This is a genomic window from Sphingomonas sp. R86520 (assembly GCF_042466285.1).
In the GTDB taxonomy this organism is placed as follows: Bacteria; Pseudomonadota; Alphaproteobacteria; order Sphingomonadales; family Sphingomonadaceae; genus Sphingomonas.
Genome location: NZ_JAXHBZ010000001.1, coordinates 3836514 through 3861231, shown reverse-complemented (window position 1 = coordinate 3861231; position 24718 = coordinate 3836514). Strand labels below are relative to the sequence as shown.

Below are 24718 nucleotides of genomic sequence, written 5' to 3'. Positions count from 1 at the left end.
TCCCGGCTGGGTCTAGAACTCTTCCGTGGACGGCGGCGTGGACTCGCTACCTATGGCGGTCGACGCACACCGAGCGAGTTATGCAGCCGCCCAGCCCGAGAAGCATTCCGGTTTCCGGCCCTTCATGGTCGGAGCCAGGATGAATGTCGGCCCCTGGGCTGATTTTTCGTCGGCGTGTGCCGGTCAACCTTGTTTCAGCCACTGGCGCAGCAGTGCCGTCACTTCCCCCGGCCGCTCCAACGGCGACAGGTGACCGCACGCGCGCAGAAGGTGGAAGCGCGCGCCTTCGATCTGTTCGCTCAGTGCGCGGGCATCGTCCGGGGTGCAGATCCGATCGCGGTCGCCGACTGCGACCAGCGTCGGCACATGGATCGCGGCGATCGCCTCGTGGATGTCGGGCCGGGCCAGCAGCGCGCGTTGCTGGCGCTCGAACACCGTTTGCCCGACGCGCTCGGCCATCGCCTGCGCGGGGCCGGCAACGATCGAAGTCAGGCGCGGGTCGGCATGGGGGGCAGTGGCGAGCAGACCCTGACCGACCACCGTGCGCGGTCGCACCTCCATCGATGCGCGCGTACCGAACAGCGCGATGCGCGTGATCCGGTCGGGCGCCTGCCGCACCATCTCCATCGCGACGTAGCCACCCAGGCTGACACCTGCGACGGCAAAGCGGCGCGGTGCGTCGGCCAGCACGCGTGCCGCCATGTCCGACAAGGTATCGTCCTGTGACAAATTGCCGAATTCGGGCTGGGCGAGCTTGGCGAGATCCATGATCTGCCGCGCCCAGAGCTGCCCGTCGCAGCCCATGGCCGGCAACAACACGAGGGGGGTAAGCATGGCGGGATCTCCGGTCAGGAAGGGGTTGAAGTACGGAAGGCAAGCGGCGCCCCGATCAGCACCAGCACGACGCGGGTGAGATGGTGGACGATGACGAAGGCGGGTTCGAGCGCGAGGCTGAGCGCGACCATGCTCATCTCGGCCAGTCCGCCGGGCGAATAGGCGAGCACCAGCAGGACCGGATCGATGTCGGTCACGGCCGCGATGCCGACTGCCAAGACGATCGTCAGCACCAGGAGCAGGATCGTCGATCCTGCGGCGAGCAGCAGCGTGCGGAACAGCGCGCGCAGCGTGAGGCCGGCGAACCGACAGCCGATCGTCGCGCCCAATCCGACCTGTGCGGCGCCGAGCGCCCAGCCGGGTATGCGAAAGTCGGCGACTCCCGTCACATGAACGATGGCCGAAATGGCGAGCGGACCGACCAGATGCCAAGCGGGCAATCGCAATGCGCGGCCAAGGACCAGCCCGGTGACGACGCAGCCGAGCGCCCAGCCGAGCAGCGTCCAGCTCGCGGTATCGCCGCCGACCGCGATCACGCGGCGCACCTCGACCGGGGCGGCAACGAGGCGGATCAGGAACGGCAGGGTGAAGACGACCAGGAAGATGCGCGCCGCGTGGATCAGCCCGATCGTGCGTTCGTCGGCGCCGCGCTCCGACCCCATCACCACCATCTCCGCGATCCCGCCGGGCATGCCAGCGAAATAGGCGGTAGCGGGATCGAACTTCGCGACGCGGCGGAAATAGGTGACGCAGACCAGCGCGGCGCTGGCGAGAAAGACCGGCAGCAGCGCGAGCGGGACGATCCACTCGCGCGCCTGCGTCAGCAGGTCGGGGCGGAAGCTGCTGCCGAGCACGACGCCGATCACCGCCGCCATCGGCCTGCGGGTGGCCGACGACGCGGCGACCGGCAGGCCGGCGATACTGGCGGCCGCGCACGCCGCCATCGATCCGAGCACCCACGGCAAGGGCGCGCCGATCGCCCAGAACAACGTGCCCCCACCTGCCCCGACGCCGAGCGCGGCGATGAAACGCAGGAGGGACGCGACGCTCACCTCAGGCGACGAACGGGAAGGCGAGCGCGATCATGCCAACGATGGTCATCACAACGCAGACGGCGATCGCGGGCACGAGCGTGAAACGCTGGTGATCGGCGAGGTCGATCCCGACCAGGCTGACCAGCAGATAGGTCGACGGCACCAGCGGGCTGAGCAGGTGGACCGGCTGGCCCATCAGCGACGCGCGGGCGATCGCTTCGGGCGCGACGCCGTAATGCGCACCGGCCTCGGCGAGGATCGGCAGCATCCCGAAATAGAACGCGTCGTTCGAGATGAAGAAGGTGAACGGCATGCTCAGCACCGCGGTGATCGGCGCCATGTACGGCCCGAGCGCGGGCGGGATCACGCCGACCACCGCCTTGCTCATCGCCTCGACCATGCCGGTACCGCCGAGGATACCGGTGAAGATGCCCGCCGCGAAGATCAGCGAAACGACCGCCAGCACGTTGCCGGCATGCGCGGAAATGCGCTCCTTCTGGTCGGCGACGCCGGGATAGTTGACGATCATCGCGATCGCAAACGCCAGCATCATCAGCACCGACAAGGGGAGAATGCCCCAGACCAGCAACGTCAGCAGCGTGATGACGAGGGCTGCGTTGAACCAGATCAGCTTCGGACGGCGTGCCTCGGGATATTGCGAGACGGCCATGCCGGTGAACTCGGTGTCCGCGGTGATCCCCGCTTCACCCATCCGGACGCGCTCTTTCCGCCCGAAATACACCGCGAGACCGATCAGGAAGGCGAGACCGGCGATCATGCCGGGGATCAGCGGCAGGAACAGCGTCGCCGGATCGAGCTTCAGCGCGCTCGCGGCACGCGCGGTCGGCCCGCCCCACGGCGTCAGGTTCATGATTCCGCTCGTCGTCATCAACAGGCAGACGAGGTACAGCCGGTTCATGTTGAAACGCTTGTAGAGCGGCAACAGCGCGGCGATCGTGATGATGTAGGTGGTCGAACCGTCGCCATCGAGGCTCACCATCGCACACAGCACGACCGTCCCGATCAGGATCCGCATCGGATCGCCGTGAACCATCCGGATCAGCCGCCCGACCAGCGGATCGAAAAGTCCTGTATCCGTCATAGTCGAGAAGAACAGGATCGCGAACAGCAGCATGACGCCGGTCGGCGCGAGGTTCTTGATCCCGTCGATCATCATCGGGCCGAGACCCGCGGCCTCACCCGCGAACACGCCGAAGATCGACGGGATCACGATGAGCGCGACCAGCGGCGTCATCTTCTTGGTCATGATCAACGTCATGAACGTGGCGACCATCAGGAAGCCGAGCAGGGCAAGGTTCATCGCATCGTCCTAGGAAAGGGCGTGAATAGGGAGATCAGAAGGTGACGCCGACGCGGGCGCTGAGGGTCTGGCCGCTGTCGTTGCCGACATAGTCGCCGGCGCGGTTGTCGGTGTTCCACTGGATCGCGTTCACCTGGAAGCGGGTGAAGCTGTTGAGGTACCAATTAACCCCGACGGTCGCCGCCCAGCCGTCGCCGCCGGTCAGCAGATTGTCGAAATCGAGGCTTTCGTAGCGCGCGGTCAGCTCGATTGCGCCGACCCCGCCGTCGAAGGTCGGCTTCAGCACCTTGGGCTGGCCGAAGCTACCGAGGCGCGGATTGTACGGCGGCAGGTCGCCGGTCAGGAACAGCCCGCCCGAGACGCTCCACGCCTTGCTGACGAAATCGGGACGTCCGCCGTCGAGCCGCGCGTTGCGGCGGCCCGCTTCGCCCATCACCCACAACGGACCGCGATAGCCGCCGAGCTCGACGCCGTAGCCGGTCGTGCCGGTGCCGCCGATCAGCGGGCCCGTCGACACGCGCAGCGCGCCGTTGAAGCGCCCGCCGATCACCGTGTTGCGCGTCAGCGTGCCCGCCACCGACGACAGCGATTCGTCGAAGCCCCACGCGCCGATATGGAGCACGCCGGTATCGGACTTGATCGGGTTCCAGTGCGCGCGGCCGAGCACCGTGCGGCTGTCACCGACCGTCTGCGTGCCGTCGATCCGGTCGCCAGTGATCGTCACCGAGGCATGGCCGGTCTTCCAGAACAGGCGCGGCATCACGCCGATGCCGTAGAAGCCCCGCTGCGGAATGATCGCGGTCGCGACCGTGGTGCGTTCGAGGAACGGGGTCGAATCCGAGCCGGTCGAGCCTTCGAAGCCGCGATCGTTGAACAGGTGACCGGCGCGGACGTCATAGTCGAGGCCCGGCTTGATCTTGTTGCGCCAGCCGACGAACGCGGTGACGACGTCGACCTCGTTCTCCGAGAAGTCGCTCTCGAACTGGTAGAAGAAATGCGTGCCGACGCCGCCTTCGAGGCCAAGTCGGAGTGCGCGCATGCCCGTCGTGGTGATGTTGCGGCCATCATATTTCGAGCCGAAGCTGGAGCTGACGTCGGTCAGGATGCGGCCGCGCGGCTTGAACGTGTAGACGCCGTCCGCCGAGTGGAAGACGGGCAGGCCCGCACCCCATTCGGTGGTCACGCCCGACGGATTGTCGCGCGCGGCGACCGCCTGCGCGACGCTGCGGTCGGCCGGGCCGGGGGGCGCGAGCTGTGGCGCGAACGGCACCGTGCGACGCGGCTCGGTGTTCTGCGCGACTGCCTGCGGTGCGATTTGGACCGGCGGTATGGGCGCGGACGCCTGCGCGACGGCGGCGTTGTTCTCCAGCCGGTCGAGCCGCGACTTCAGCGCGGCGATCTCGGCTGCCTGCGCACGGACCAGCGCGGCGAGGTCGGCGTCGCTCGGAGCCTGGGCCAGCGCGGGCGTCGCGGCGATCAGCGCGAGTGCGGCGCACCCGGTACGGAAGAGAGTCATTGTTGGGCTCCGGTGGCGAGAATCGCGGTCCAGTCGCGCAGGAAACGCTGGCGCTTGACGCGGTCGAGGTTGACGAGAAGTTGTGGCCCCACGCGGATCGGTCGCGCCTGGGCTTGAGGAAGGCGGCGGGCGGAAACGTCGGTGCGGACCGGCCACAGGCTGCGTTTCGCGAGCAGCGACTGCCCCTCACGCGATAGCAGGAAATCGAGGAAGAGTTTCGCCGCCGCCGGGTGCGCGGCCTCGCGCGCGATGAACGCGATCCGCGACGTGACGATCGTGTAGTCCTGGAGGAACGCGACGCCGATCCGTGGGTCGGTCCGCGCGCGTTCCACCGCGTAAGAGCCGATCACGTTGTACGCGATCGCCTGCCGCCCCTCGGCGACGCCGCGCAGCATCGGCTCGCTGGTGCGCGACAGCACGGGTTTTGTCGCGGCGATCGCCTCGAGCAACGACCGCGTGTCGCGCGTGATCGCGAGATCCTCCGACAGGTACAGATAGCCGACATTCGAGCGCGCCGGATCGAACGTGGTCACCCGGCCTGTCAGGGCGCGCGCATTCTTCCGCAGCCATGTCTCCAGCGCGGCGTGCGTGCGCGGCACCTGAGCGGGCGGCACGAGGCGCTTGTTGTAGACGATTCCGATCGGCTCAGCGGTGACGCCGAAGCCCATGTTCTTCCACACCGACACCGGCGGCAGCGCGGGCTTTTCGGGGCTCGCATAGCCTTGCGCAAAGCCGTCGTTGATCAGCTTCACCTGCAGATCCATCGCCGACGACCAGACGAGATCGGCGGACATCTTTTTCGCACGCGTCTCGGTGACGAAGCGGCGGTACATCTCGGTCGAGCCGATGTCCGCGTAGAGTACGGTGATGCCCGGATACCGCTTCCGGAACGCGGCGACGACCGGCAGCAATTCCGCGCGGTCGGCATTGCCGTAGATCCGCACCTGCCGTTCGGCGCGCGCATCGGAGATCAGCTGGTCGTAGGAGCGCGGATAGCTGGCCGGACGCTGCGCCACGACGGCGGTCGCGGTGAATGTAGCTGCCAGCAGTGCGATCATAAAAATTCGTGCCATCATCACTCTCCTCGCCTTCCGTCTCTGTGTTCGGATAGACTGCAACGGTGGAGTACGAAGCGAACCTGTCACCAACCTTTCATGGTTTTTCATGCGCATCCTGCTGATCGAGGATGACGCGGCCCTCGCGCGGAGCATCGCGGCGTTGCTGCGCGCGGGCGGCAACGCGGTCGATCACGTCGCGACCGGCGAGGACGCGCTGTCGGTCGTCGCAGGCGAGCCGTACGCATTGGTGATCCTCGACGTCGGCCTGCCCGGGATCGACGGGTTCACCGTGCTGGAGACGCTGCGGCGGCGTGGCGAGCGGGTGCCGGTGCTGATGCTGACCGCGCGTGATGCGCTCGACGACCGGGTGCGCGGGCTCGATCTCGGCGCCGACGATTACCTGCGCAAACCGTTCGAGCCCGAAGAGCTCGAAGCCCGCGTGCGCGCACTCGGCCGGCGGCGCGGCGGTGATCCGCTGCCGGTGCTCAGCGTCGGTACGCTGACGATCAACCGCTCGACCGGCGACGCCGACATCGCCGGCCGCGCGCTCGACCTGCGTCGACGTGAGCGCGCGGTGCTGGAAGCGCTCGCCACGCGCGCCGGCCGCGTCGTCCCCCGCGAACTGCTGATCGGCGAGGTGTTCGGGTTCGACGAACCGGTCGGTGGCAACGCGATCGAGGTCCATGTCACGCGCCTGCGCGGCAAGCTCGCGCCCGACGGCCCCGGTATCCGCACCGTCCGCGGCGTCGGGTACATGCTCGATGCCGGCTGAGACCGACACCACCGATCGGGGCACGCCCGCACTCCGCACTCGCCTGCTGGTCGCGGTGCTCGGCCCGTTGCTGGCGGCGGCGATCCTGATCGGCGTGGTCGGTGCGACACTGATCGCCGACGTCGTCCGCCGCACCAATGACCGCGTGCTCGGTGGTGCGCTCGGCGCGATCGCCGAGACGGTGCAGGTCGAACGTGGCGAAGTGACGCTCGACTTGCCCTCCGCCGCGTTCGGGATGCTGGAGAATACCGAGCGCGACAACGTCTATTACCGCGTCGCCGTCGGGCCGGACCTGCTCACCGGCTATGCGGACCTGCCCGCACCCGATCCCGCCACGCTCGACATCGACGTGCCGCGCTACCGGTTCGCGCGCTACCGCGACCAGCAGATCCGCATCGCCGAAGTCCGCCGCTCGCTCCCGCGGATCGACAAGCCCGTCATCATCCAGATCGCCGAGACGCTCGACAACCGCGGCGCGCTTACCCGCCGCCTGATGCTCGCGCTGCTGATCGGCGAATGCGTCCTCGTCGGTGCCGCCGCGCTGCTGCTTCGTCCTGCGCTAGGCTGGAGTCTCCGCCCCCTCGCCCGCCTCCGCGGCGCCGTCGAGGCGCGCGACGAACGCGCCCGCCCCGATTTCTCCCCGCTCGATACCGGTCCGCTGCCGAGCGAACTCCGCCCGCTCGCCGGCGCGTTCGACCGCCTTCTGGCGCAACTCGACACCGCCACCGTTGGGGTCCGTCGCTTCACCGCCGACGCCTCGCACCAGATGCGCACGCCTTTGTCGGTGCTGAAGGTCCAGGTCGCGCTCGCCCGCCGTGGTTCCGATGCCGAACGTCGCGGCGCGCTAGACGAGATCGCCGACGCGGTCGTCCGTCTCGAACGGCTGGTGACGCAACTGCTCGCGTTGGCGCGTGCCGAAGAGGCCGGCGTATCGGCGCCGCTGGAGGCGGTCGATCTGCGCGAAGTCGCCGCCGCCGTCATCACCCGGCAGTTCGTTCAGGCGATCGACGCGGAAATCGACCTGACGCTGGAGGGCCCCGCCTGCATCGTAGCCGGCCACCGAACGTTGATTTTCGAGATCCTCTCCAACCTGATCGACAACGGTATCAGATATAACCGCCCGGGGGGCACGGTGACCGTAACGGTCATCGCGGATCCATCGGGACATTCGGTCTGCGTTGCCGACGACGGCCCCGGCATCTCGCCGGTCGACCGTGCAACGGCTTTCGAACGGTTCGTTCGCTTTGGCCGCAGCGACGGCCCCGAGGGGAGCGGCTTGGGACTCGCCATCGTTCGGTCTGCCGCCGCCCGGCTTAACGCCAGCGTCGCATTCGGCCCCAGCGACAGAGGAACAGCGATCATCCTGCACTTTGCCGCACCGAGCAGATGACCTGTGATCGCATCATCCAGGCGCGCATCGGGGAGCGCGCGGTGCAAGCTTTTGCAAACGCCTACCGAGATGAACTGTATTTGTCGGCCGGCTGCGGTTCCGCAGAGGATCAAAACTTCACATCGATCCGAGTCATCGCGATCAAACGGTCCGAGCCGAGCCAAGCGACGACGTTCGCCGGTCGGGGTGGCAAAGGTATCCGACCTTCGGTCGTCTCAGCCGCCGTTATCGTGAGATGCGTACCCCGAGTGGCGTGAAAGCGCAGAACGGCGGGTGTGCCCGGCGATTGCCAGCGAAGCTTGAACGTCCCGGCCCGGCCCGCGAAATCCGGTAGCGTACGACTACCGACCGCGACCGAACCCAGCGCCCGATCGGTTACGAGTTGCAGCGCCATCGTCTTACCGTCGCCGGCCGGCGTGATCGTCACCGTCGTCCCCCCACCTTCGCGTCCGACGACGATCGACGGCCGCGGCGCTGCGAACGGACCGGCCGGTACGCGCCAAACCGGGTCGCTCGAGATCAGCGGCATCGTCGCGCGCACCGGCACCTTCCCGCCGCGCCCGAGCACATCCGCCGTCCAGGAGTCGGGTCGCTCCAGCGTGCTGACCAGCCAGTTCTGTCCGCCCGCATCGGCTACGCCGTAGATCTGCGACAGATCGGGATGGCGCTCGGTCGCGGGGGTAGCCCGGAACGACAGCAACAGCATCGCGGCCAGGCCGAGGCCGATCCCGGCGGCGGCAAGCGACATCTCACCCGCCAGCGGCACCACGATCGGCGCCGCGAACAGGACGAAGACGCCGATCGCTTCCGGCGTCGGAATGCCCAGCGCGAGCAGCACGGCATGGCCGAAGATGATCAGGTAGCCGAGCGGAAAAATACCGAGCAGCGCCGCGATCCAGCGCCCGCCCTGGAGGTAGCGAACCGCCGCCATACCGCCCGCCGCTGCCAATGTCGGCCACAGGACCAGCGGCGTCAGCGCCGGCGCCGACAGCTGGATCGCCAACGACAGGAGCAGCGCCACGACCAGGACGCCGCCCTGCGCTGCACGCGGGCCCGTTGGCTTGGCGAACGCCCACCATGCTGCAAATGCCGCCGCGCCGGCGATCACGAGTGTCGCGAGCGGTGGCTGGCCCAGGACGACGGCAACGCCGCCCATCGCCAGACAGCACAAGGATACCAGCCCCCTGCGGCAGCCCCCCCGCAGCAACGCGGCGGAACCGAGAATGCAGCAGGTCGAGACCAGCGCCAGCGCCAGTTCGTAGCGCCCGAACGCCGCCATGATCCGGTGATGCGCGCCCCAGTCACTCCCGACGCCGGTCAGGGCGTATCCGAACCGCGCCGCGGTCATCGTTACCAAGGCTGTGGCCACGGGGGCCGTCGCCGCCCGCAGCGTGGGCACCAGGCCGGTTCCCATCAACCCGATCCCCGCAAGCAGGCTCGCGAGAGCAAGGAGCGGCCACCCGACCCATGCCGGATAGCGGATGCCGAACGCGGGATAGGCATCGACGAAAACCCCGTCGGGGCCGCGCAGGATCGGCTTCGCGTCGTCGGCGATCGAACGCACAACGGGAGAGACTTGATCGCCCAGGCTCTGCAGCGTGCGCGGATCGACGTTGGCGAGTGCATCGCGCGGCGTGTGATAATCGAACTCACCGTCCAGAAACGCGAAGTTCAGCGCGGGAATGTCCAACCCGGCCGTTGCCGTCAGATCGGTACGGTTGGGCAATTGATGATACAGGAAAGTCGCTGCCGAATGGGCGAAGCGATGGTCTGCGGCGGCGCGGTACCGCTCGATCAGGCCGCCCGACCCCGGACCGGTTTCGAACATCGTGCCGAGGCCACGCGTGCCCCGCGAGTCGATGTTGACGAGCGCGCCGATCCGCCCGGCGCGGCGCGGATCGGCGAAGAACAGGCGCGCCCCCAGCAGGCCAGCTTCTTCGCCATCGGTCAGGATCAGCACCACGTCGCGCACCGGCCTGCCACCGGCGCTGATCGCGCGCATCGTCTCCAGCGCTACCGCGACCCCGAAGCCGTCGTCCGCCGCACCGAACGAACCCGGTACCGAATCGGTGTGCGCCATCATGGCGACGGCCGGTAGATTTCGGTCTCGTCCCGGCAAGATGGCGACCAGTGTCTCGACGTCGCCGGCTTGCGCCGACGGCGTCTTCCCCGACGAAAGGCCCGCACCCGTCCCGCGCAACGCGAACACTTTGAGCCCCGCCGCCCGCAGGCGCTGGGCAAGGGCACGGCGTACGCTGACCGCGGACGGCGAGCCGGATGGATGCGGAGAGATCGATACCATTCTCACGACGTCCATCGCGCGTGCGGCGGAAAACACTGTCTGGGGTGCAGTTGCCGGCATGATCGCGGGCGGTCGCATGGTCAGCCACCCCAGCCCGAATGCGAGGAAAAGCATGACGACGAGCGGCCATAAGGCGGTCTGTCGAGGCACAATGGCAGCTTAGCGCAGTGTGGCACGCGCGGCGAGTACGGCGTTGTACCGGCTTGCAACGCAGACTTGTGAAGCGCGTCATGCAGCCAAACGGCATAACGCCCCGCTTGTGGATCTGACGAACGAGTCCGGACCCTGGATTTCCGCGTCCCGACGCTGGACGTCGATCATCGGGTCTGAGTAGCGGCGTAAGTGCCAACCGGTGCATATCGGAAATGCGCGGCTTTGTGCGTACGACCCGGATGGCGGCGACCTTCATGGCACCGAATTCATGCAACTGGGACGTGATGCCGCCGGTTCAGCCGGGATGACCCTGTTCGACAACCAAATCGTTATCGTCACCGGCGGTGAATCCGGCATTGGCGCCGCCTGCGCAAAGGCATTGGGCGAAGCCGGTGCCCGCGTCGTGATCACATATTTCAAGGACTCCGCGGCGGCGCAGGCAGTCTGCGCCTCGATCGGTGGAAGCGATCGCGCCATCGCCGTACAGGCCGATGTCGGTGACGAAACCGCGGTCGAACGTTTGTTCGCGGAGGCCGAAAAGGCTTTCGGTACCGTCAGCCTGCTGGTCAATTCTGCCGGATTGAACATGAGCGGCGTCATGCTCGTCGACATGGAACTCACGCAGTTCGACCGGGTCATTCGCTCCGATCTTTACGGCCCGTTCCTGACCTGCCGGCGGATGGTCCGCGCGCTCGAAGCGAAGAATGCCAAGGGCCGGATCGTCAATATCTCTTCCATTCACGAACGCGCCCCGCGCCCGGGCGGGGTCGATTATGATTCGGCCAAGGGTGGCCTGTCGCAGCTGACCGCGACGCTGGCGCTGGAGCTGGCCCCCAAGGGGATCGCGGTGAACGGCGTCGCACCGGGAATGATCCTGACGCCGATGAACCAGTCCGCGCTCGATCATCCGGACGAGCTGGCGGCGAAGGAGGCGGCGATCCCGTGGAAGCGCGCCGGGCGGCCCGACGAGGTCGCGGCGCTGGTCGCGTTCCTGCTGTCGCCGGCGGCGGACTATATCACCGGTACGACCGTGACGATCGACGGTGCGCTGTCGCTGACCGTGGCGCAGGGTGCATGACCATCACCTATGCGGTCGAGCAGCTCGACACCGTCACGATCTCCGCCGCATCGGTGATCGAGGACATGGACCTGATGAGCCCGTTCGTCTGGCAGGAGGGCGACCTGTACCGGATCATGGTGCGCGGCGTGCCGCATCCGCTCGGCCCGCGCGATCCGACTGGAATCATCGCGCGCGGGGAGAGCCGCGACGGGCTGGCCTTCACGATGGATCCGGGTCTCGCGATCACGCCCGGCCCGGGTGCCGAGGACATGGGCGGGTGCGAGGATCCGACCGTGCTCGTGATCGGCCACGAGTATCTCGTTTATTATACCGGCGTCGATGCGGCGCGGGCACAGGGCTGCATGATCCTCGCCGCGGGGTCCGACCTGACCGCGCTGGTCAAGGAGGATCTGGTGCTCAAGGCACCGCCGGGCGAAGGCAATATCAAGGAAGCGACGCTCGCGCAGACCTCGGCCGGGGACTGGCGGCTGTTCTACGAATATGCAGCGGACGGTGCATCGCGGATCGGCATGGCGGGCGGGCCGACGCCGAAGGGGCCGTGGACGGTGCTGCCCGATCCGTTCGGCATCCGCGCGGATAGCTGGGACAATTGGCATCTTTCGACCGGGCCGATCTGGCAGGCGGCGGGCGAGGATCCGGTGATGTTCTACAACGGCGCGACGCATGATGCGCGCTGGCGGATCGGCTGGGTGAGCTTTAGTCCCGATTTCGCGCGGGTGACGGGGCGCGGGCTCGAACCGCTGCTGGTACCGCCGCCTGCGGTGACCCGTGAGGCAACCGATATCGCCTTTGCAGCGTCGACCGTGACGGCCGGCGACCGGATAGCGCTATATTATTCACTGGAGGACCGGATGCTGCGACGCGCGTTGATACGCCGGTATGGTGGTTAGCAGGAACTGGCCGTCGTACTCGACAAGACCGCCCCGCCCCCGCCAAGGCAAGTGCGAGCTGTGTCATCGGCCGACCGATCTCGAAGGTGACCGAGCGTACACATTATCGCGTTCGACACGCTGATCGATCAGCACTGGAAATGTTACAGTCCGATCTGCTCGGACAAGTCTTGGGCACAGGCTTCGACTCCGCGATCGGCGCGACCGATCGGCAGCGCGCAGGTCCTACGCTGCGATTGCTCGACAAATCTCCACGGTCCTGCCAGCCTCCGGTGACTAATCGATCCGCAGGCCCGGCGCGCCCTTTGCCTCTCGTAATTGCGGCATTCGGGCGCTGGCCGTACGACGTGTCCATCAGCTGTATCGACCAGGATTTCCCGAACGATGAAACTCGCCGACCTGGCCGCCCTCGCGGGTGTTTCGACTGCGACAGTTTCGCGCGCCCTGGCCGGACACTCTTCCGTCAATACACAGACCCGTGAGCGGATCCGGGCACTGGCACGCGAGCATGACGTGCGGCCAAACCAGCTCGCGCGCAATCTACGCCTGAAAAGCACGGGGGCGATCGGCCTGGTACTGCCACTGGGCCACGCCCGGACCCAGCATCTGACCGACCCGTTCTTTCTGTCGCTGCTCGGGTTCCTCGCCGACCTGCTGGTCGAGCGCGGCTATGACATCCTGCTATCGCGGGTGATCCCCGATGCCGACGACTGGCTGGAGCGCGTCGTCGACAGTGGGCGGATCGACGGGCTGTTGCTGGTCGGGCAGTCGGACCAGTTCGCGGTGATCGAGCGCGTCGCGCAGCGGTACCCGCCGCTGGTGGTGTGGGGCGCGCACCGGGAGGGTCAGCATCACCTGACGATCGGGTCCGACAACGTCGCAGGGGGCGGACTCGCAGCGCGTCACCTGATCGAACAGGGGCGTAAACGGCTGTTGTTCGTAGGCGACCCTGCCCCGCCAGAATTCGCGGACCGGCTGGCCGGCTTTATGGCGGCGGCCGGCGGCGCGGGCGTGGCGTGCGAGGTGCTGGCGACAGCGATGATGCCGGAAAACGTCCATGCCGCGGTTGCGGAGCGACTTGCGGAAGGACCCGTGCCAGATGCGATCTTCGCGGCGTCGGACGTCGCGGCGATGAGCGTGCTCCGCGCGCTGGCCGAAGCCGGAATCGACGTTCCGGGCACGACTGCGGTCATCGGCTATGACGATGTCACGCTGGCCGCGCATACGTCGCCGTCGCTGACGACGATCCGGCAAGACCTTGCGATCGGCGCTGGGCTGATGGTCGACTGCCTGCTCAAACGCATCGCCGGCGAGCCTGCGGACTCTGCGATCGTGCCGCCAACCCTGGTGGAAAGACAGTCCGCCTGATTTCTGCAATCGATTGCAAAAGACCGGTTGCAATCGATTGCAGAAAGGGTAGGAGGCGATCCTGGGCTTCATAGAAAGCCACCGCTCAGGGAGGATTGCATGAAAGTTCGTCACGTTTTGCTGGCCGGCATCGCCGCCGCTTCGTTCGCCACGGCTGCCGCTGCACAAACCGCCGAACCGCAGGCGGACGCCGTCGCGACACCCGCAGCCGCGGACGCACCGCAGGACGATATCGTCGTGACCGCGGTCGCGCGGGGTACGAACAAGCTCAACACTTCGATCACGACCAGCTCGATCAGTTCGGATGCGCTGATCCAGCTCGCGCCGCGCACCTCGGGCGAGCTGCTCCGCAACCTCCCCGGCATCCGCGTCGAGGCATCGGGCGGCGACGGCAACGCGAATATCTCGGTCCGCGGCCTCCCGGTCGCATCGGGCGGCTCGAAGTTCCTTCAGCTCCAGGAAGACGGCCTGCCGATCCTCGAATTCGGCGACATCACGTTCGGCAACGCGGACATCTTCCTGCGCGCAGACTTCAACGTCCGGACGGTCGAGTCGGTCCGCGGCGGTTCGGCCTCGACCTTCGCGTCGAACTCGCCGGGCGGCGTGATCAACTTCATCTCGAAGACCGGCGAGCAGGAAGGCGGTGCGTTTCAGCTCAGCAGCGGGCTCGACTACCGCGAATTCCGCGTCGATTTCGACCAGGGCGGCAAGCTGTCCGACACGCTGACCTATCATTTCGGCGGCTTCTACCGGATCGGTGACGGCCAGCGCGAAGTCGGCTTCGACGGCGTCAAGGGCGGCCAGTTCAAGGCGAACATCACCAAGTCGTTCGGCAATGGCGGCTATGTCCGGCTGTACGGCAAGTATCTCGACGACCGCGCGATCGGCTATCTGCCGAACCCGGTGCAGGTGACCGGCACGAACAGCGACCCGACCTACAGCAACATCACCAATTTCTCGATCAACAACGGCACGCTGCACAGCGCCGACATCCGCACCGTCCAGACGCTCGACGGCAACAACCAGCTCGTCACGCGCTCGATCCGCGACGGACAGCACCCAGTGGTCTATTCGGCGGGTCTGGAGACGCAGATCCCGGTCGCGGACGGCTGGAACATCGTCGAGCGGTTCCGCTATTCGGATATCTCGGGCGGCTTCACCTCGCCCTTCCCATCGGCCGTCGGTTCGGCGCAGACCATCGCCAACGGCATCGGCGGCGCAGGCTCGCAGCTGTTCTACGCCAGCGGACCGCAGAACGGTCAGCGTATCGCCAACCCTGCGTCGCTCAACGGCAACGGCCTGCTCGCCAACGTCGTACTGTTCGACGTCGACCTGAAGAGCCTCAACAACATCACCAACGACATCCGCCTCAACGGCTCGGTGCCTGTGGGTACCGGAACGCTGGCGATCACCGGCGGCTTCTACGCCTCGCGTCAGGACATCAAGAGCGACTGGCTGTGGAACTCGTTCGTCCAGACCGTCGCCGATGACGGCCGCTCGCAGCTGGTCGACGTCCGCACCGCAGCGGGCATTCCGGTCACGCAGAACGGCACGCCGGGCTACTCGGCATTCGGCTTCGGCAATTGCTGCCGCCGGTCGTACGATCTCGACTACACGACCTACGCACCGTTCGCGCAGCTCGGTCTGGAGATCGGACGCTTCAACATCGACGGTTCGCTCCGCTACGATTTCGGTCGGGCACGCGGCAGCGTTGCCGGCGCCGATCTCGGTGCAGGCTTCGGCAGCGGCATCACGACGTTCGACATCAACGGCGACGGCGTGATCTCTGCCGCCGAGCGCCAGGTCGCGGTGATCCCGAACCGCCGCTCGCCGCTCGACTACAATTATGATTACCTGTCCTACTCGGGCGGCGCGAACTTCCGCCTGACCGACAGCACCGCGATCTTCGGTCGCTACAGCCGCGGCGGTCGCGCCAACGCCGATCGCCTGTTGTTCGGCCCGTCGATCAACACGACGACGGGTGGACTCACCGACGAGAGCGCCGCAGTCGATTTCGTCCGCCAGCTCGAAGGCGGGTTCAAGTTCCGCCAGAACGGCCTGTCGCTTTACGCCACCGGCTTCTGGGCGCGCACCGAGGAGCAGAATTTCGAGGCGACGACGCAGCGCTTCTTCAATCGCCAATATGAGGCGAAGGGCGTCGAGCTCGAGGGTCGGATCGCACGCGGACCGTTCTCGCTGTCGGCGGGCGGCACCTACACCGATGCCGAGATCACCAAGGACGTGCTCAACCCCGCTGTCGAGGGCAATCGCCCGCGTCGCCAGGCCAAGTTCATCTTCCAGGCGACCCCGCAGGTCGATGTCGGCCGGCTCACCGTCGGCGCGAACGTGATCGGCACCACGGACAGCTTCGCGCAGGACAACAACGTCCTCAAGATGCCGGGCTACACGCAGGTCAACGCGTTCGTGTCGGTGCATCCGACCGAGAACGTCACGCTGTCGGTCAACGGCAACAATCTGTTCGACGTGAAGGGCATCACCGAAGCCGAGGAAGGCGCGATCCCGACCAACGGCATCGTCCGCGCGCGCTCGATCACCGGCCGGACGATCTCCGCCGCGGTCCGCGTCGGCTTCTGATCGGGCGGGTGAGCGTGACTATGACCTCCACCGAGCGCCGTCTCGACGCGCTCGCCCCCCTCCTCAAACGCCAGCTCGAACGGCTGTACGGCACCGATCGGCTGGCGACGCTCTGGCCGCGGATGGAGACGATCCTCCGCGACCGGGCGGCCGAGCGGCCGGCGGCGATGGTCGCGCTCGACGAAGCGCGGCTGGCCGATCCCGACTGGTTCGTCGCACCCGACATGCTGGGCTATTCGACCTATGTCGATCGGTACGCCGGCACCGTCGGCGGGCTGATCGACCGGGTCGACCATCTCGAATCGCTCGGTGTCCGCTACCTCCATTTGCTCGCGTTGCTGAAGGCGCGCGAGGGCGACAGCGATGGCGGGTTCGCGGTCGCCGACTATCTCGCGATCGAGCCGCGGCTGGGGACTATGGCCGAGGTCGAGCGGCTCGCGGCCCGGCTGCGCGACGGGCGGATCAGCCTGTGCGTGGATCTCGCGCTCAATCACACTGCCGACGATCACGCCTGGGCGAAGGCGGCACTGGCCGGCGATCCGCACTATCGCGCCTTTTATCACGTGCTGAGCGAAGACGAAGCGCAGGCGTACGAAGCCGATCTGCCGCAGGTATTCCCGACGACTGCACCGGGCAATTTCACGTACGTGCCAGCGATGGGCGGACAGGTCTGGACGACCTTCTATCCGTTCCAGTGGGACCTCAACTGGTCCAATCCCGAAGTCATGCTCGCCATCGTCGACACGATGCTCCGGCTGGCGAACCACGGCTTCGAGGCGTTCCGGCTCGATTCGATCGCGTTCCTGTGGAAGCAGATCGGCACCGATTGCCGCAACCGTCCCGAGGCGCACTTCATCGTCCGCGCGCTCAGAGCGGCGCTCGACATCGTCGCACCAGCAACGCTGCTGAAGGCCGAGGCGATCGTCCCGACCGCGCTGGTGCCGCCGTATTTTGGCGCCGACGAAGGCGCGGACTGGGATGGCGGGTTCGAGCCCGAATGCCATCTGGTCTATAACAATTCGCTGATGGTCGCCGGCTGGGTCGCGCTGGCCGAACAGTCCGCCACCCTCCCCCACGCGATCGTCGAGGCAAGCGGCGGCCTGCCACGCGGCGCCAACTGGCTGAGCTATGCGCGGTGCCACGACGATATCGGCTGGGGCGCGCTAATCGGCGATCTCGCCGGGATCGACCCCGATCCGGTCGCACGGCTCAAGGTCGCGGCGCGGTTCCTCGAAGGCGGCGACGGCAGCTGGGCACGCGGCGCGCCGTTCCAGTCCGACGGGTCGGTGCTGCACGGCTCGAACGGAACGATGGCATCGCTGGCCGGACTTGAAGCGGCCAAAGACGATGATGCCCGCGAAATGGCGTTCCGGCGGATCGCGCTGCTCAACGCACTGTCGATCGCGAGTGGCGGCTTGGCAACGACGTACATGGGTGACGAGGCGGGGCTGCTCAACGACACCAGCTATCTCAGCGACCCCGAGCGCGCGCATGAAGGCCGCTGGCTGCACCGGCCGGAGATGGACTGGACGGCGCTCGATGGCGTGGTCGCGCGGCGGATCAGCGGCGACCTGGAAGCGTTACGCGCGGCACGTATAGCGAGCGGCGGCGCGGGTTCGCCGACGACGATAGCGACGGGCTCCCCCGCACTGCTCGGGATCGGTTGCGGCAGCGACAGGGTGTTTCTGAACTTCTCCGACACGCCCGTCTCGATCGAAGGGTTGGCGGGCTGCCAAGATCGGTTGTCCGAACAGCCTTGCGGCGTGACGCTCACGGTCGAACCCTGGGGCGTCATCTGGGCAGGCCCCCCAGCGTGAACCTGCGAACCCACAATCCTCCCCCGCCAGGGGGAGGTGGCTGGCTCTTGCCAGACGGAGGGGGAGGCATGCGAAACGCGGGTTCCGTGTCCTCCCCCTCCGTCACCTTCGGCGCCACCCCCCCCTGGCGGGGGAGGATCGATAGGTCCACGCCGGGCCATCTCGCACAAGAGGCATGACAATGAACCTCGGCCTCATGACCAAACCCCGCCTCTCGCTGATGCGTCTCATCGAGATGAACCTCGGGTTCCTCGGGCTGCAATTCTCGTTTGGCCTGCAACAGGCCAACATGGCGCCGATCTACGGCTATCTCGGTGCGGACGAGGCGAGCCTGCCGCTGCTGTGGCTCGCCGGACCGATGACCGGGCTCCTGATCCAGCCGCTGATCGGCGCGATGAGCGACCGGACATCGACCCGGATCGGCCGTCGCACGCCGTATTTCCTGATCGGTGCGGTGCTGTGCAGCCTGTGCCTGCTGGCGATGCCGTACAGCCCGACGCTTTGGGTGGCCGCCAGCCTGTTGTGGTTGCTCGACGCGGCCAACAACGTGACGATGGAGCCGTACCGCGCCTATGTCGGCGATCGCCTTCCCGACGATCAGCGCGCCGCCGGGTTCCTTACGCAGTCGGCGTTCACCGGCCTCGCGCAGACGCTGTCGTATCTTTCGCCGTCGCTGCTCGTGTGGATCGGTTTCAACAAGGACGCGATCGACGGCAACGGCATTCCCGACATCACGCGGATCGCGTTCCTGATCGGCGCGGTGCTGTCGCTGGCGACGATCGTCTGGTCGGTCGTGCGCGTCCCCGAACTCCCCTTGCCCGAAGACGAGAAGGCCCGGCTGGCGAAGGAACCACTGACGCTCGGCGGCACCCTGCGTGACCTCAGAACCGCGCTGGTCGAGATGCCGCGGCCGATGCGACAGCTCGCGCTGGCGATGCTGTGTCAGTGGTACGCGATGTTCGCCTATTGGCAGTTCATCACCTTCGCGGTCGCGCGGTCGCTGCACGGCACGTCGGATGCCAAGAGCGAAGCGTTCCGCGATACCGTGCTGACCGTCGGCCAGCTCGGCGCGTTCTACAACGCCGTGGCGTTCGTCGCCGCGATCGCGCTGGTCCCGGTCGCGCGACGCTGGGGCGCGAAGAGCGCACATGCGGCGTGCCTGCTCGCATCGGGGATCGCGATGCTGGCGATCCCGGGCCTGCGCACCGAGGCGGCGCTGTTCGTGGCGATGCTCGGCATCGGCATCGGCTGGGCGAGCATGATGGGCAACCCGTACATCATGCTGATCGACATGATTCCACCCGAGCGCAACGGCGTCTACATGGGGATCTTCAACATGTTCATCGTCATCCCGATGATCATCGAGAGCCTGACCGTGCCGCTATTCTACCACTCGCTGCTCGGCGGCGAACCGCGCAACATCCTGTATCTCGGCGGCGCGTTGATGATCCTCGGCGCCGTCGCGACGACCCAGGTGGCGATGGGCGTATCGGCATCCTCGACCGAAACTGGCGGACTAAAAGAGTAGGCAGTCCGGACCCGATTTCAGACATTCGCGGCTGGCTGAACGATTTTGGCGTAACCTCACATTCCTGGCGCGTTGTCGTTCCCCGGCTTCTGCGGCTCATGCCTGTTCGGTGCAGATGCCAGAATTCAGTTCGGGCGCCCTGATCCCCGGTGGGATTACTTGCTGAACGAGACTGCCGTGTAGATATCGGCAAACTTTGCGCGAAGGCGCGGGCCCGTGCGTATGCTGGGTACCTGACAGGCGTGCGGGTTTGCGGGCATTTGCCCGCTATCAATGCGCCGCTGAATGGTCATGATATGCTCAAGAGCAGAAGTTTGGAGCATCGATGAGACATCATTTTTCGCGGGCGATGCTACGCTGCGCATGCGCTGCCGCCATACTGTCCACAGCTCCGCTTCGGGCCGCCGACTTCGACCCGAAGATCGCCTTCGCACCGCAGCCGCTACCGGACAGCGTGAACGTCTATCGCTCCTCCAACGGCGCACCCGGCCCAGGGTACTGGCAGAACCGTGTCGATTACGCGATCACTGCTCGGATCGACACCAGAGCCAAGACGCTGACGGCTACCGAGACGGTCGATTACACGAACAACAGTCCCGACGCGCTGCCAAGCCTGTGGATGCAGCTCGACCAGAATATCTATCGTCCGGATTCACGCGCAGCGACGATGGGCAGCGGCCGGAAAGGCCGTGATGCGGGCGCGCATAGCGAAGGCTATGTCATCGCGTCGGTGGAAGTGCTGCGCGGCAAGATTTGGGTGACAATCCCGTTCGTCGTCTCCGATACGCGCATGGCCCTCCGGCTCGACCAGCCGCTCAAGGGCGGCGGGACGAAGTTGAAGTTCCGCATCGGCTACCGGTATGCAATTCCGGGGGTATGGGGCGGGCGCACCTCGTGGCTCGACACGCCGAACGGAACGATATTCGATATCGCCCAGTGGTTCCCGCGCATGGCCGTCTATGACGATCTGCGCGGCTGGGACACGCTCCCGTATCTTGGGTCGGAATTCTACTGCGAATATGGCGATGTGGATTATGCGGTCACCGTGCCCGCCGACATGATCGTCGCAGGCGGCGGCGTGCTGACCAATGCGGCGGAAGTTCTGACACCGCTCCAGCGTGCGCGCCTGGGCAAGGCGGGCAGCAGCGACGCCACTGTGATGATCCGCACGCCCGACGAAGTGAAGCGCGATAGCGCGCGTTCCGCGGCGAAAGCCGAGAAGACCTGGCGCTATCACTTCGCCAATACGCGCGACGTGGCCTTCTCCGCCTCGCGCGCGTTCGTGTGGGACGCGGCACGGATGAACCTGCCCGGCGGGAAGACCGCGCTGGCGGAAAGCGTGTATCCGGTCGAGAGTGTCGGCGACGCGAGCTGGGGGCGGTCAACGGAGTATCTGAAGGATTCCGTCGAGCGCTTCTCGCAGCGCTGGTTCGCCTATCCCTACCCGACGGCGTGGAGCATCGCCGGCGGTTCGACAGGCATGGAGTATCCGGGAATGGCGTTCGACGGCATTTCGGACAAGGGCAAGGAGCTGTTCTGGATCACCGCGCACGAGATCGGCCACACCTGGTACCCGATGGTGGTTGGCTCGAACGAACGCCGCGACGCCTGGATGGACGAAGGCTTCAACACCTTCATCGACACGTTTGAAAGCGACGAGTTCAAAGACGGGGTGTTCGGACCCAAGCGCGACAGCGAATATGCCCCCGGCGGCGGCAATCCGGTGGACGAGATCCTGCCGCTGCTGGCCGACAGAGATGCGCCGCCGATCATGAGCTATCCAGACGCCATGGGCGAAAAATACCGCCATTCGGTCAGCTATTTCAAGACGGCGCTGGGGTTGCGCCTGTTGCGCGACGTGATCTTGGGCCCGGAGCGCTTCGATCCTGCCTTCCGCAAATATACCGTCGACTGGGCGTTCAAGCATCCGAGCCCGTCAGACTTCTTCCGCGAAATATCGAGCGAATCTGGCGAAGACCTCAGCTGGTTCTGGCGCGGCTGGTTCTTCAACAACTGGCAGCTCGATCTGGCGGTGACGAACATTGGCTATACCGACGGCGACCCGACAAAGGGTGCCAGCATCACGCTGGAGAGCCGTGACAAGCTGGTCATGCCGGCGGTACTGGAGGTGAAATATGCCGACGGCCACGCGACCCGGATCAAGCTACCTGTCGAAACATGGATGCGGATCAAGCCCGTCATCGCCGCACCGGCCGGGCGCATCGCATCGGTCATACTGGACCCCGACCATCTCTTGCCGGACCGTGACCGAAGCAACAACGCCGTGGTGCCTCAAGGCCACTAGGCAAGTCCGCTCGACTGCATCGATGACGTGGAAGCGGGCGCCGAGGCGGCGCCCGCCCGCAGAACATCGGACGCTCGTTCTGCTCGGTGAGGCATCTGTCCAGCCAGCGGGACTTCGGAGCATCTGTCCGTTGAACACCACATCTTTGACCTGATTCCAGACATCGCCAAGTGGCAAATGAAAAGTATCAGTGCGTTGCGACGAGATGATATCCAAACCTCTTCCTGTAGTCGCGGGGACTGAGGCCCGTTATTTTTGAGAATATCTGTCTGAAAGATGCGGGGTCCTCATAGCCGACATCCTGTCCCACCTGGCCTACCGAAACCTTTGAGGTTTCCAGAATTTCTCTAGCCTTTTCAACACGAAGATGTTGATGGTACTCGCTTGGACGCAGACCCGTCGCGGCGCGGAACCGGCGCGCGAACGTCCGCATCTCCAAGCCCGACCAACTGGCCATATCGGTGACGCTGGCCTTGGTCGGTCCGCACGCATGAAGTTGATTTTGCGCCTTCAGGATCGCGGCATCGCCGTGATCGATCTGTGGCGAGAAGGTCTTATAGAAGCGTTGCTCACGTCCCGGCGGATCTATCATCATGAACCGCGCGGTCTCCATCATCGCGGCGGCGCCTAACAATCGCCGCACGATGACGAGCCCAAGGTCGGTCCAGGCCATGACCCCGCCCACCGTGATCAGGTCGTCTTCCTCGGTCAGCAACGCGTCGAAATCGACGTGGACGGCGGGGAACATCGTCGCCAGATCGGGGGCGCAAATCAAATGGGTCGTCGCCCGACGCCCATCGAGCAGACCGGTTTGGGCCAGGAGGAACGTACCGCCGCAGATCGATCCCAGCACCGCTCCTTCGGCATGGCGTGCGGTCAGCCAGTCCGACCATTTGCTATCGCTCTCGATACCAAGCGCCAAGGTTTCGCAGGGTGGAATGATGATGACATCCGGGCCGGCATGTCCTTCCATCATGATCGCATCCGGAACCGTGTCGAACGTCCGCACGATTCCGCAGACACCGGTATCGGAAAAATGACTGAGCCGGATCATCGGCCCGTCGCTGCCAAGACGTATCCGGCTCAAGTCGTCGGTAATGCGAAACAGGTCCGTCAGACCGTGCACGATCCCGAGCATCACCTTTTGACGCAAGACGATAGCGATCTCGATGGGTGGGGGAGCGTGAGTAGGAAACGCCACCATTTGTCATTTACCCCTCGCTTTTTGTCGGATCGACCGATCACGCCGTCGCTAGATGCAAGTTAATACAACGTTGGAAGCAACAAGGCCGACACTATTCGGGGATCACACCATGCCAACGGACGACAATTGCGAAATACGACCGTTAATCAGTGGCTCACGGCGCGATATTATTGTTCGAACCGCAATCATATCCGCACTCGCGCTTAGTGGCGAAAGCTTGGCTGGCTCACCGAAACACGTCCAACACGACTCAGGAGGCAAGACCATGAGCACGATAACTGTCAAGGATGGCACCGAAATCTTCTACAAGGAGTGGGGTGTCGGTCAGCCTATCGTGTTTCATCACGGCTGGCCGCTGAGTGGTGACGATTGGGACACACAGATGATGTATTTCGCCGAGCGCGGCTACCGAGTCGTGGCGCATGATCGTCGCGGTCACGGCCGGTCGAGCCCTGCCTCCAAGGGCAACGACATGGACAACTACGCTGCGGATGTCGCCGCGGTCACCGCGCATCTCGGGCTTCGCAATGCGATCCATATCGGTCACTCGACCGGCGGCGGCGAAGCGATCCGCTATGTCGCGAAATACGGCAGTAACGGCCGCGTTGCCAAGGCGGTGCTGATCGGGGCGATCCCGCCGCGGCTGGGGCGTTCGCCGACCAACCCCAACGGCGTACCGCCCGAAGCCATCGACGGCATTCGTACGGGTGTCGCCACCAATCGCGCGGACTTCTACAACGGTTTTGCAACCGGCCCGTTCTATGGTTTCAACCGCCCCGATGCCAAGGTGATGCCCGCGGTCTCGGACAACTGGATGCGGCAGGCGATGGTCGGCGACATTAAGGCGCAATATGACTGTATCGACGCGTTCGCCGACACGGACTTCACCGCCGACCTCAAATCGATCGACCAGCCCGTGCTGATCCTGCACGGCGAGGACGATCAGGTCTGTCCGATCGACACGACCGGGCGGATGGCAGTCAAGCTGCTCAAGAACGGCTCGATCAAGACCTATCCCGGCTATCCGCACGGCATGGCGACGATCCACGGCGACGTGTTGAACCCGGAGATCCTGGCGTTCATCCGCAGCTGAATCGGCCAGCGGAGTGAGGTGACGGGCGGGAATGTCCCGCCCGCCACTTCTGACTCCGTTCCATCACGCCGCCGCGACACACGAGGGTGCGCAAAAGAGCCGCCATGTCCATCGCAGACGTCATCGCGCCCGAATCCGTCACCCCGTCCGACGGGCAGTTACGCGACCGCTTCGCCGACCTCGCCGAAGCACCGGCCATCCTGAAGGCGTTCGAGTTCGCCCGCGCGGATGTTGCCGGTCCTGTTCAACCACGTCACGCGCTCGTGAATATTCGCCGCAACGCTTGGTGCGCGCCGCGCCGAGGCGTTTAGATGCCGAGATCGTCGTGGTGGCCACGTTGCTGCACGACATGGGGTTCAACAAGCTTTCCACACCCGCCAAATGTTGATGTAATTCCGTCAAGCCAACCCTGCTCAAATCATGTCGTGAACAACGACGTATGCCCGGACGATGGATG

Annotated in this window: 18 protein-coding genes; 11 read left to right on the top strand and 7 right to left on the bottom strand. The window is 65.9% G+C overall.

The window, feature by feature from the left end:
- Positions 1-183 precede the first annotated feature (183 nt).
- The 5 genes from SJY41_RS17855 to SJY41_RS17835 are packed head-to-tail and all read right to left on the bottom strand — an operon-like array spanning position 184 to position 5778.
- Positions 184-834 carry an alpha/beta fold hydrolase gene (locus SJY41_RS17855; protein ID WP_380783557.1) on the bottom strand — a complete coding sequence of 217 codons (651 nt, stop codon included), beginning with the start codon at positions 832-834 and terminating at the stop codon, positions 184-186.
- Positions 835-848: 14 nt separating this feature from the next.
- Complete coding sequence (locus SJY41_RS17850) at positions 849-1886, bottom strand: AbrB family transcriptional regulator (protein ID WP_380783556.1); 1038 nt, start codon at positions 1884-1886, stop codon at positions 849-851.
- A gap of 1 nt (position 1887) precedes the next feature.
- A complete protein-coding gene (locus SJY41_RS17845; RefSeq protein ID WP_380783555.1) occupies positions 1888-3189 on the bottom strand; it encodes a CitMHS family transporter in 1302 nt (433 codons plus the stop codon).
- Positions 3190-3223: 34 nt separating this feature from the next.
- Entirely contained in the window at positions 3224-4705 is a 1482-nt protein-coding gene (locus SJY41_RS17840) for a porin (protein WP_380783554.1), read from the bottom strand.
- Positions 4702-5778: an ABC transporter substrate-binding protein gene (locus SJY41_RS17835; RefSeq protein ID WP_380783553.1), complete on the bottom strand. Its 1077-nt coding sequence runs from the start codon at positions 5776-5778 to the stop codon at positions 4702-4704. Before SJY41_RS17835 ends, SJY41_RS17840 begins: the two co-directional genes overlap by 4 nt.
- 91 nt (positions 5779-5869) lie before the next feature.
- Here SJY41_RS17835 and SJY41_RS17830 point away from each other — a divergent pair, with 91 nt between their 5' ends.
- Together SJY41_RS17830 and SJY41_RS17825 are read left to right on the top strand one after the other, a co-directional pair.
- Positions 5870-6535 (top strand): response regulator transcription factor, encoded by a 666-nt coding sequence (locus SJY41_RS17830; protein WP_380783552.1) that lies wholly within the window; start codon positions 5870-5872, stop codon positions 6533-6535.
- Positions 6525-7925, top strand: coding sequence for a sensor histidine kinase (locus tag SJY41_RS17825; protein WP_380783551.1), 1401 nt, complete (start codon positions 6525-6527; stop codon positions 7923-7925). Before SJY41_RS17830 ends, SJY41_RS17825 begins: the two co-directional genes overlap by 11 nt.
- Before the next feature lie 109 nt (positions 7926-8034).
- Here the strand turns inward: SJY41_RS17825 and SJY41_RS17820 are convergent, their stop codons facing one another.
- Positions 8035-10377, bottom strand: a complete 2343-nt coding sequence (locus SJY41_RS17820) for a M28 family peptidase (protein ID WP_380783550.1) — start codon at positions 10375-10377, stop codon at positions 8035-8037.
- Positions 10378-10648: 271 nt separating this feature from the next.
- Here SJY41_RS17820 and SJY41_RS17815 point away from each other — a divergent pair, with 271 nt between their 5' ends.
- The 7 genes from SJY41_RS17815 to SJY41_RS17785 all read left to right on the top strand — a co-directional run bounded on the left by SJY41_RS17815 (position 10649) and on the right by SJY41_RS17785 (position 21964).
- Complete coding sequence (locus SJY41_RS17815) at positions 10649-11458, top strand: SDR family NAD(P)-dependent oxidoreductase (protein WP_380783549.1); 810 nt, start codon at positions 10649-10651, stop codon at positions 11456-11458.
- Positions 11455-12351, top strand: a complete 897-nt coding sequence (locus tag SJY41_RS17810) for a glycosidase (protein WP_380783548.1) — start codon at positions 11455-11457, stop codon at positions 12349-12351. The genes SJY41_RS17815 and SJY41_RS17810 overlap by 4 nt, the downstream gene beginning before the upstream one ends.
- A 384-nt stretch (positions 12352-12735) precedes the next feature.
- On the top strand, positions 12736-13719 hold the full coding sequence (locus SJY41_RS17805) for a LacI family DNA-binding transcriptional regulator (RefSeq protein ID WP_380783547.1): 984 nt from the start codon (positions 12736-12738) through the stop codon (positions 13717-13719).
- A 99-nt stretch (positions 13720-13818) separates the two neighbouring features.
- The gene (locus tag SJY41_RS17800) at positions 13819-16314 is read left to right on the top strand and encodes a TonB-dependent receptor domain-containing protein (protein WP_380783546.1); all 2496 of its coding nucleotides are present in this window, start codon (positions 13819-13821) and stop codon (positions 16312-16314) included.
- Positions 16315-16334: 20 nt separating this feature from the next.
- A complete protein-coding gene (locus SJY41_RS17795) occupies positions 16335-18131 on the top strand; it encodes an alpha-amylase family glycosyl hydrolase (protein WP_380784183.1) in 1797 nt (598 codons plus the stop codon).
- Between the two features lie 181 nt (positions 18132-18312).
- A complete protein-coding gene (locus SJY41_RS17790) occupies positions 18313-19659 on the top strand; it encodes an MFS transporter (RefSeq protein WP_380783545.1) in 1347 nt (448 codons plus the stop codon).
- Positions 19660-19984: 325 nt separating this feature from the next.
- Positions 19985-21964, top strand: coding sequence for a M1 family metallopeptidase (locus SJY41_RS17785; RefSeq protein WP_380783544.1), 1980 nt, complete (start codon positions 19985-19987; stop codon positions 21962-21964).
- Positions 21965-22151: 187 nt separating this feature from the next.
- Here the strand turns inward: SJY41_RS17785 and SJY41_RS17780 are convergent, their stop codons facing one another.
- A complete protein-coding gene (locus SJY41_RS17780) occupies positions 22152-23168 on the bottom strand; it encodes a GlxA family transcriptional regulator (RefSeq protein ID WP_380783543.1) in 1017 nt (338 codons plus the stop codon).
- Positions 23169-23433: 265 nt separating this feature from the next.
- Between SJY41_RS17780 and SJY41_RS17775 the strand changes: the two genes are divergently transcribed.
- Both SJY41_RS17775 and SJY41_RS17770 read left to right on the top strand, forming a co-directional pair.
- Positions 23434-24261, top strand: coding sequence for an alpha/beta fold hydrolase (locus SJY41_RS17775; RefSeq protein ID WP_380783542.1), 828 nt, complete (start codon positions 23434-23436; stop codon positions 24259-24261).
- A 104-nt stretch (positions 24262-24365) separates the two neighbouring features.
- Entirely contained in the window at positions 24366-24572 is a 207-nt protein-coding gene (locus tag SJY41_RS17770) for a hypothetical protein (RefSeq protein ID WP_380783541.1), read from the top strand.
- The last annotated feature ends 146 nt before the right edge of the window (positions 24573-24718 follow it).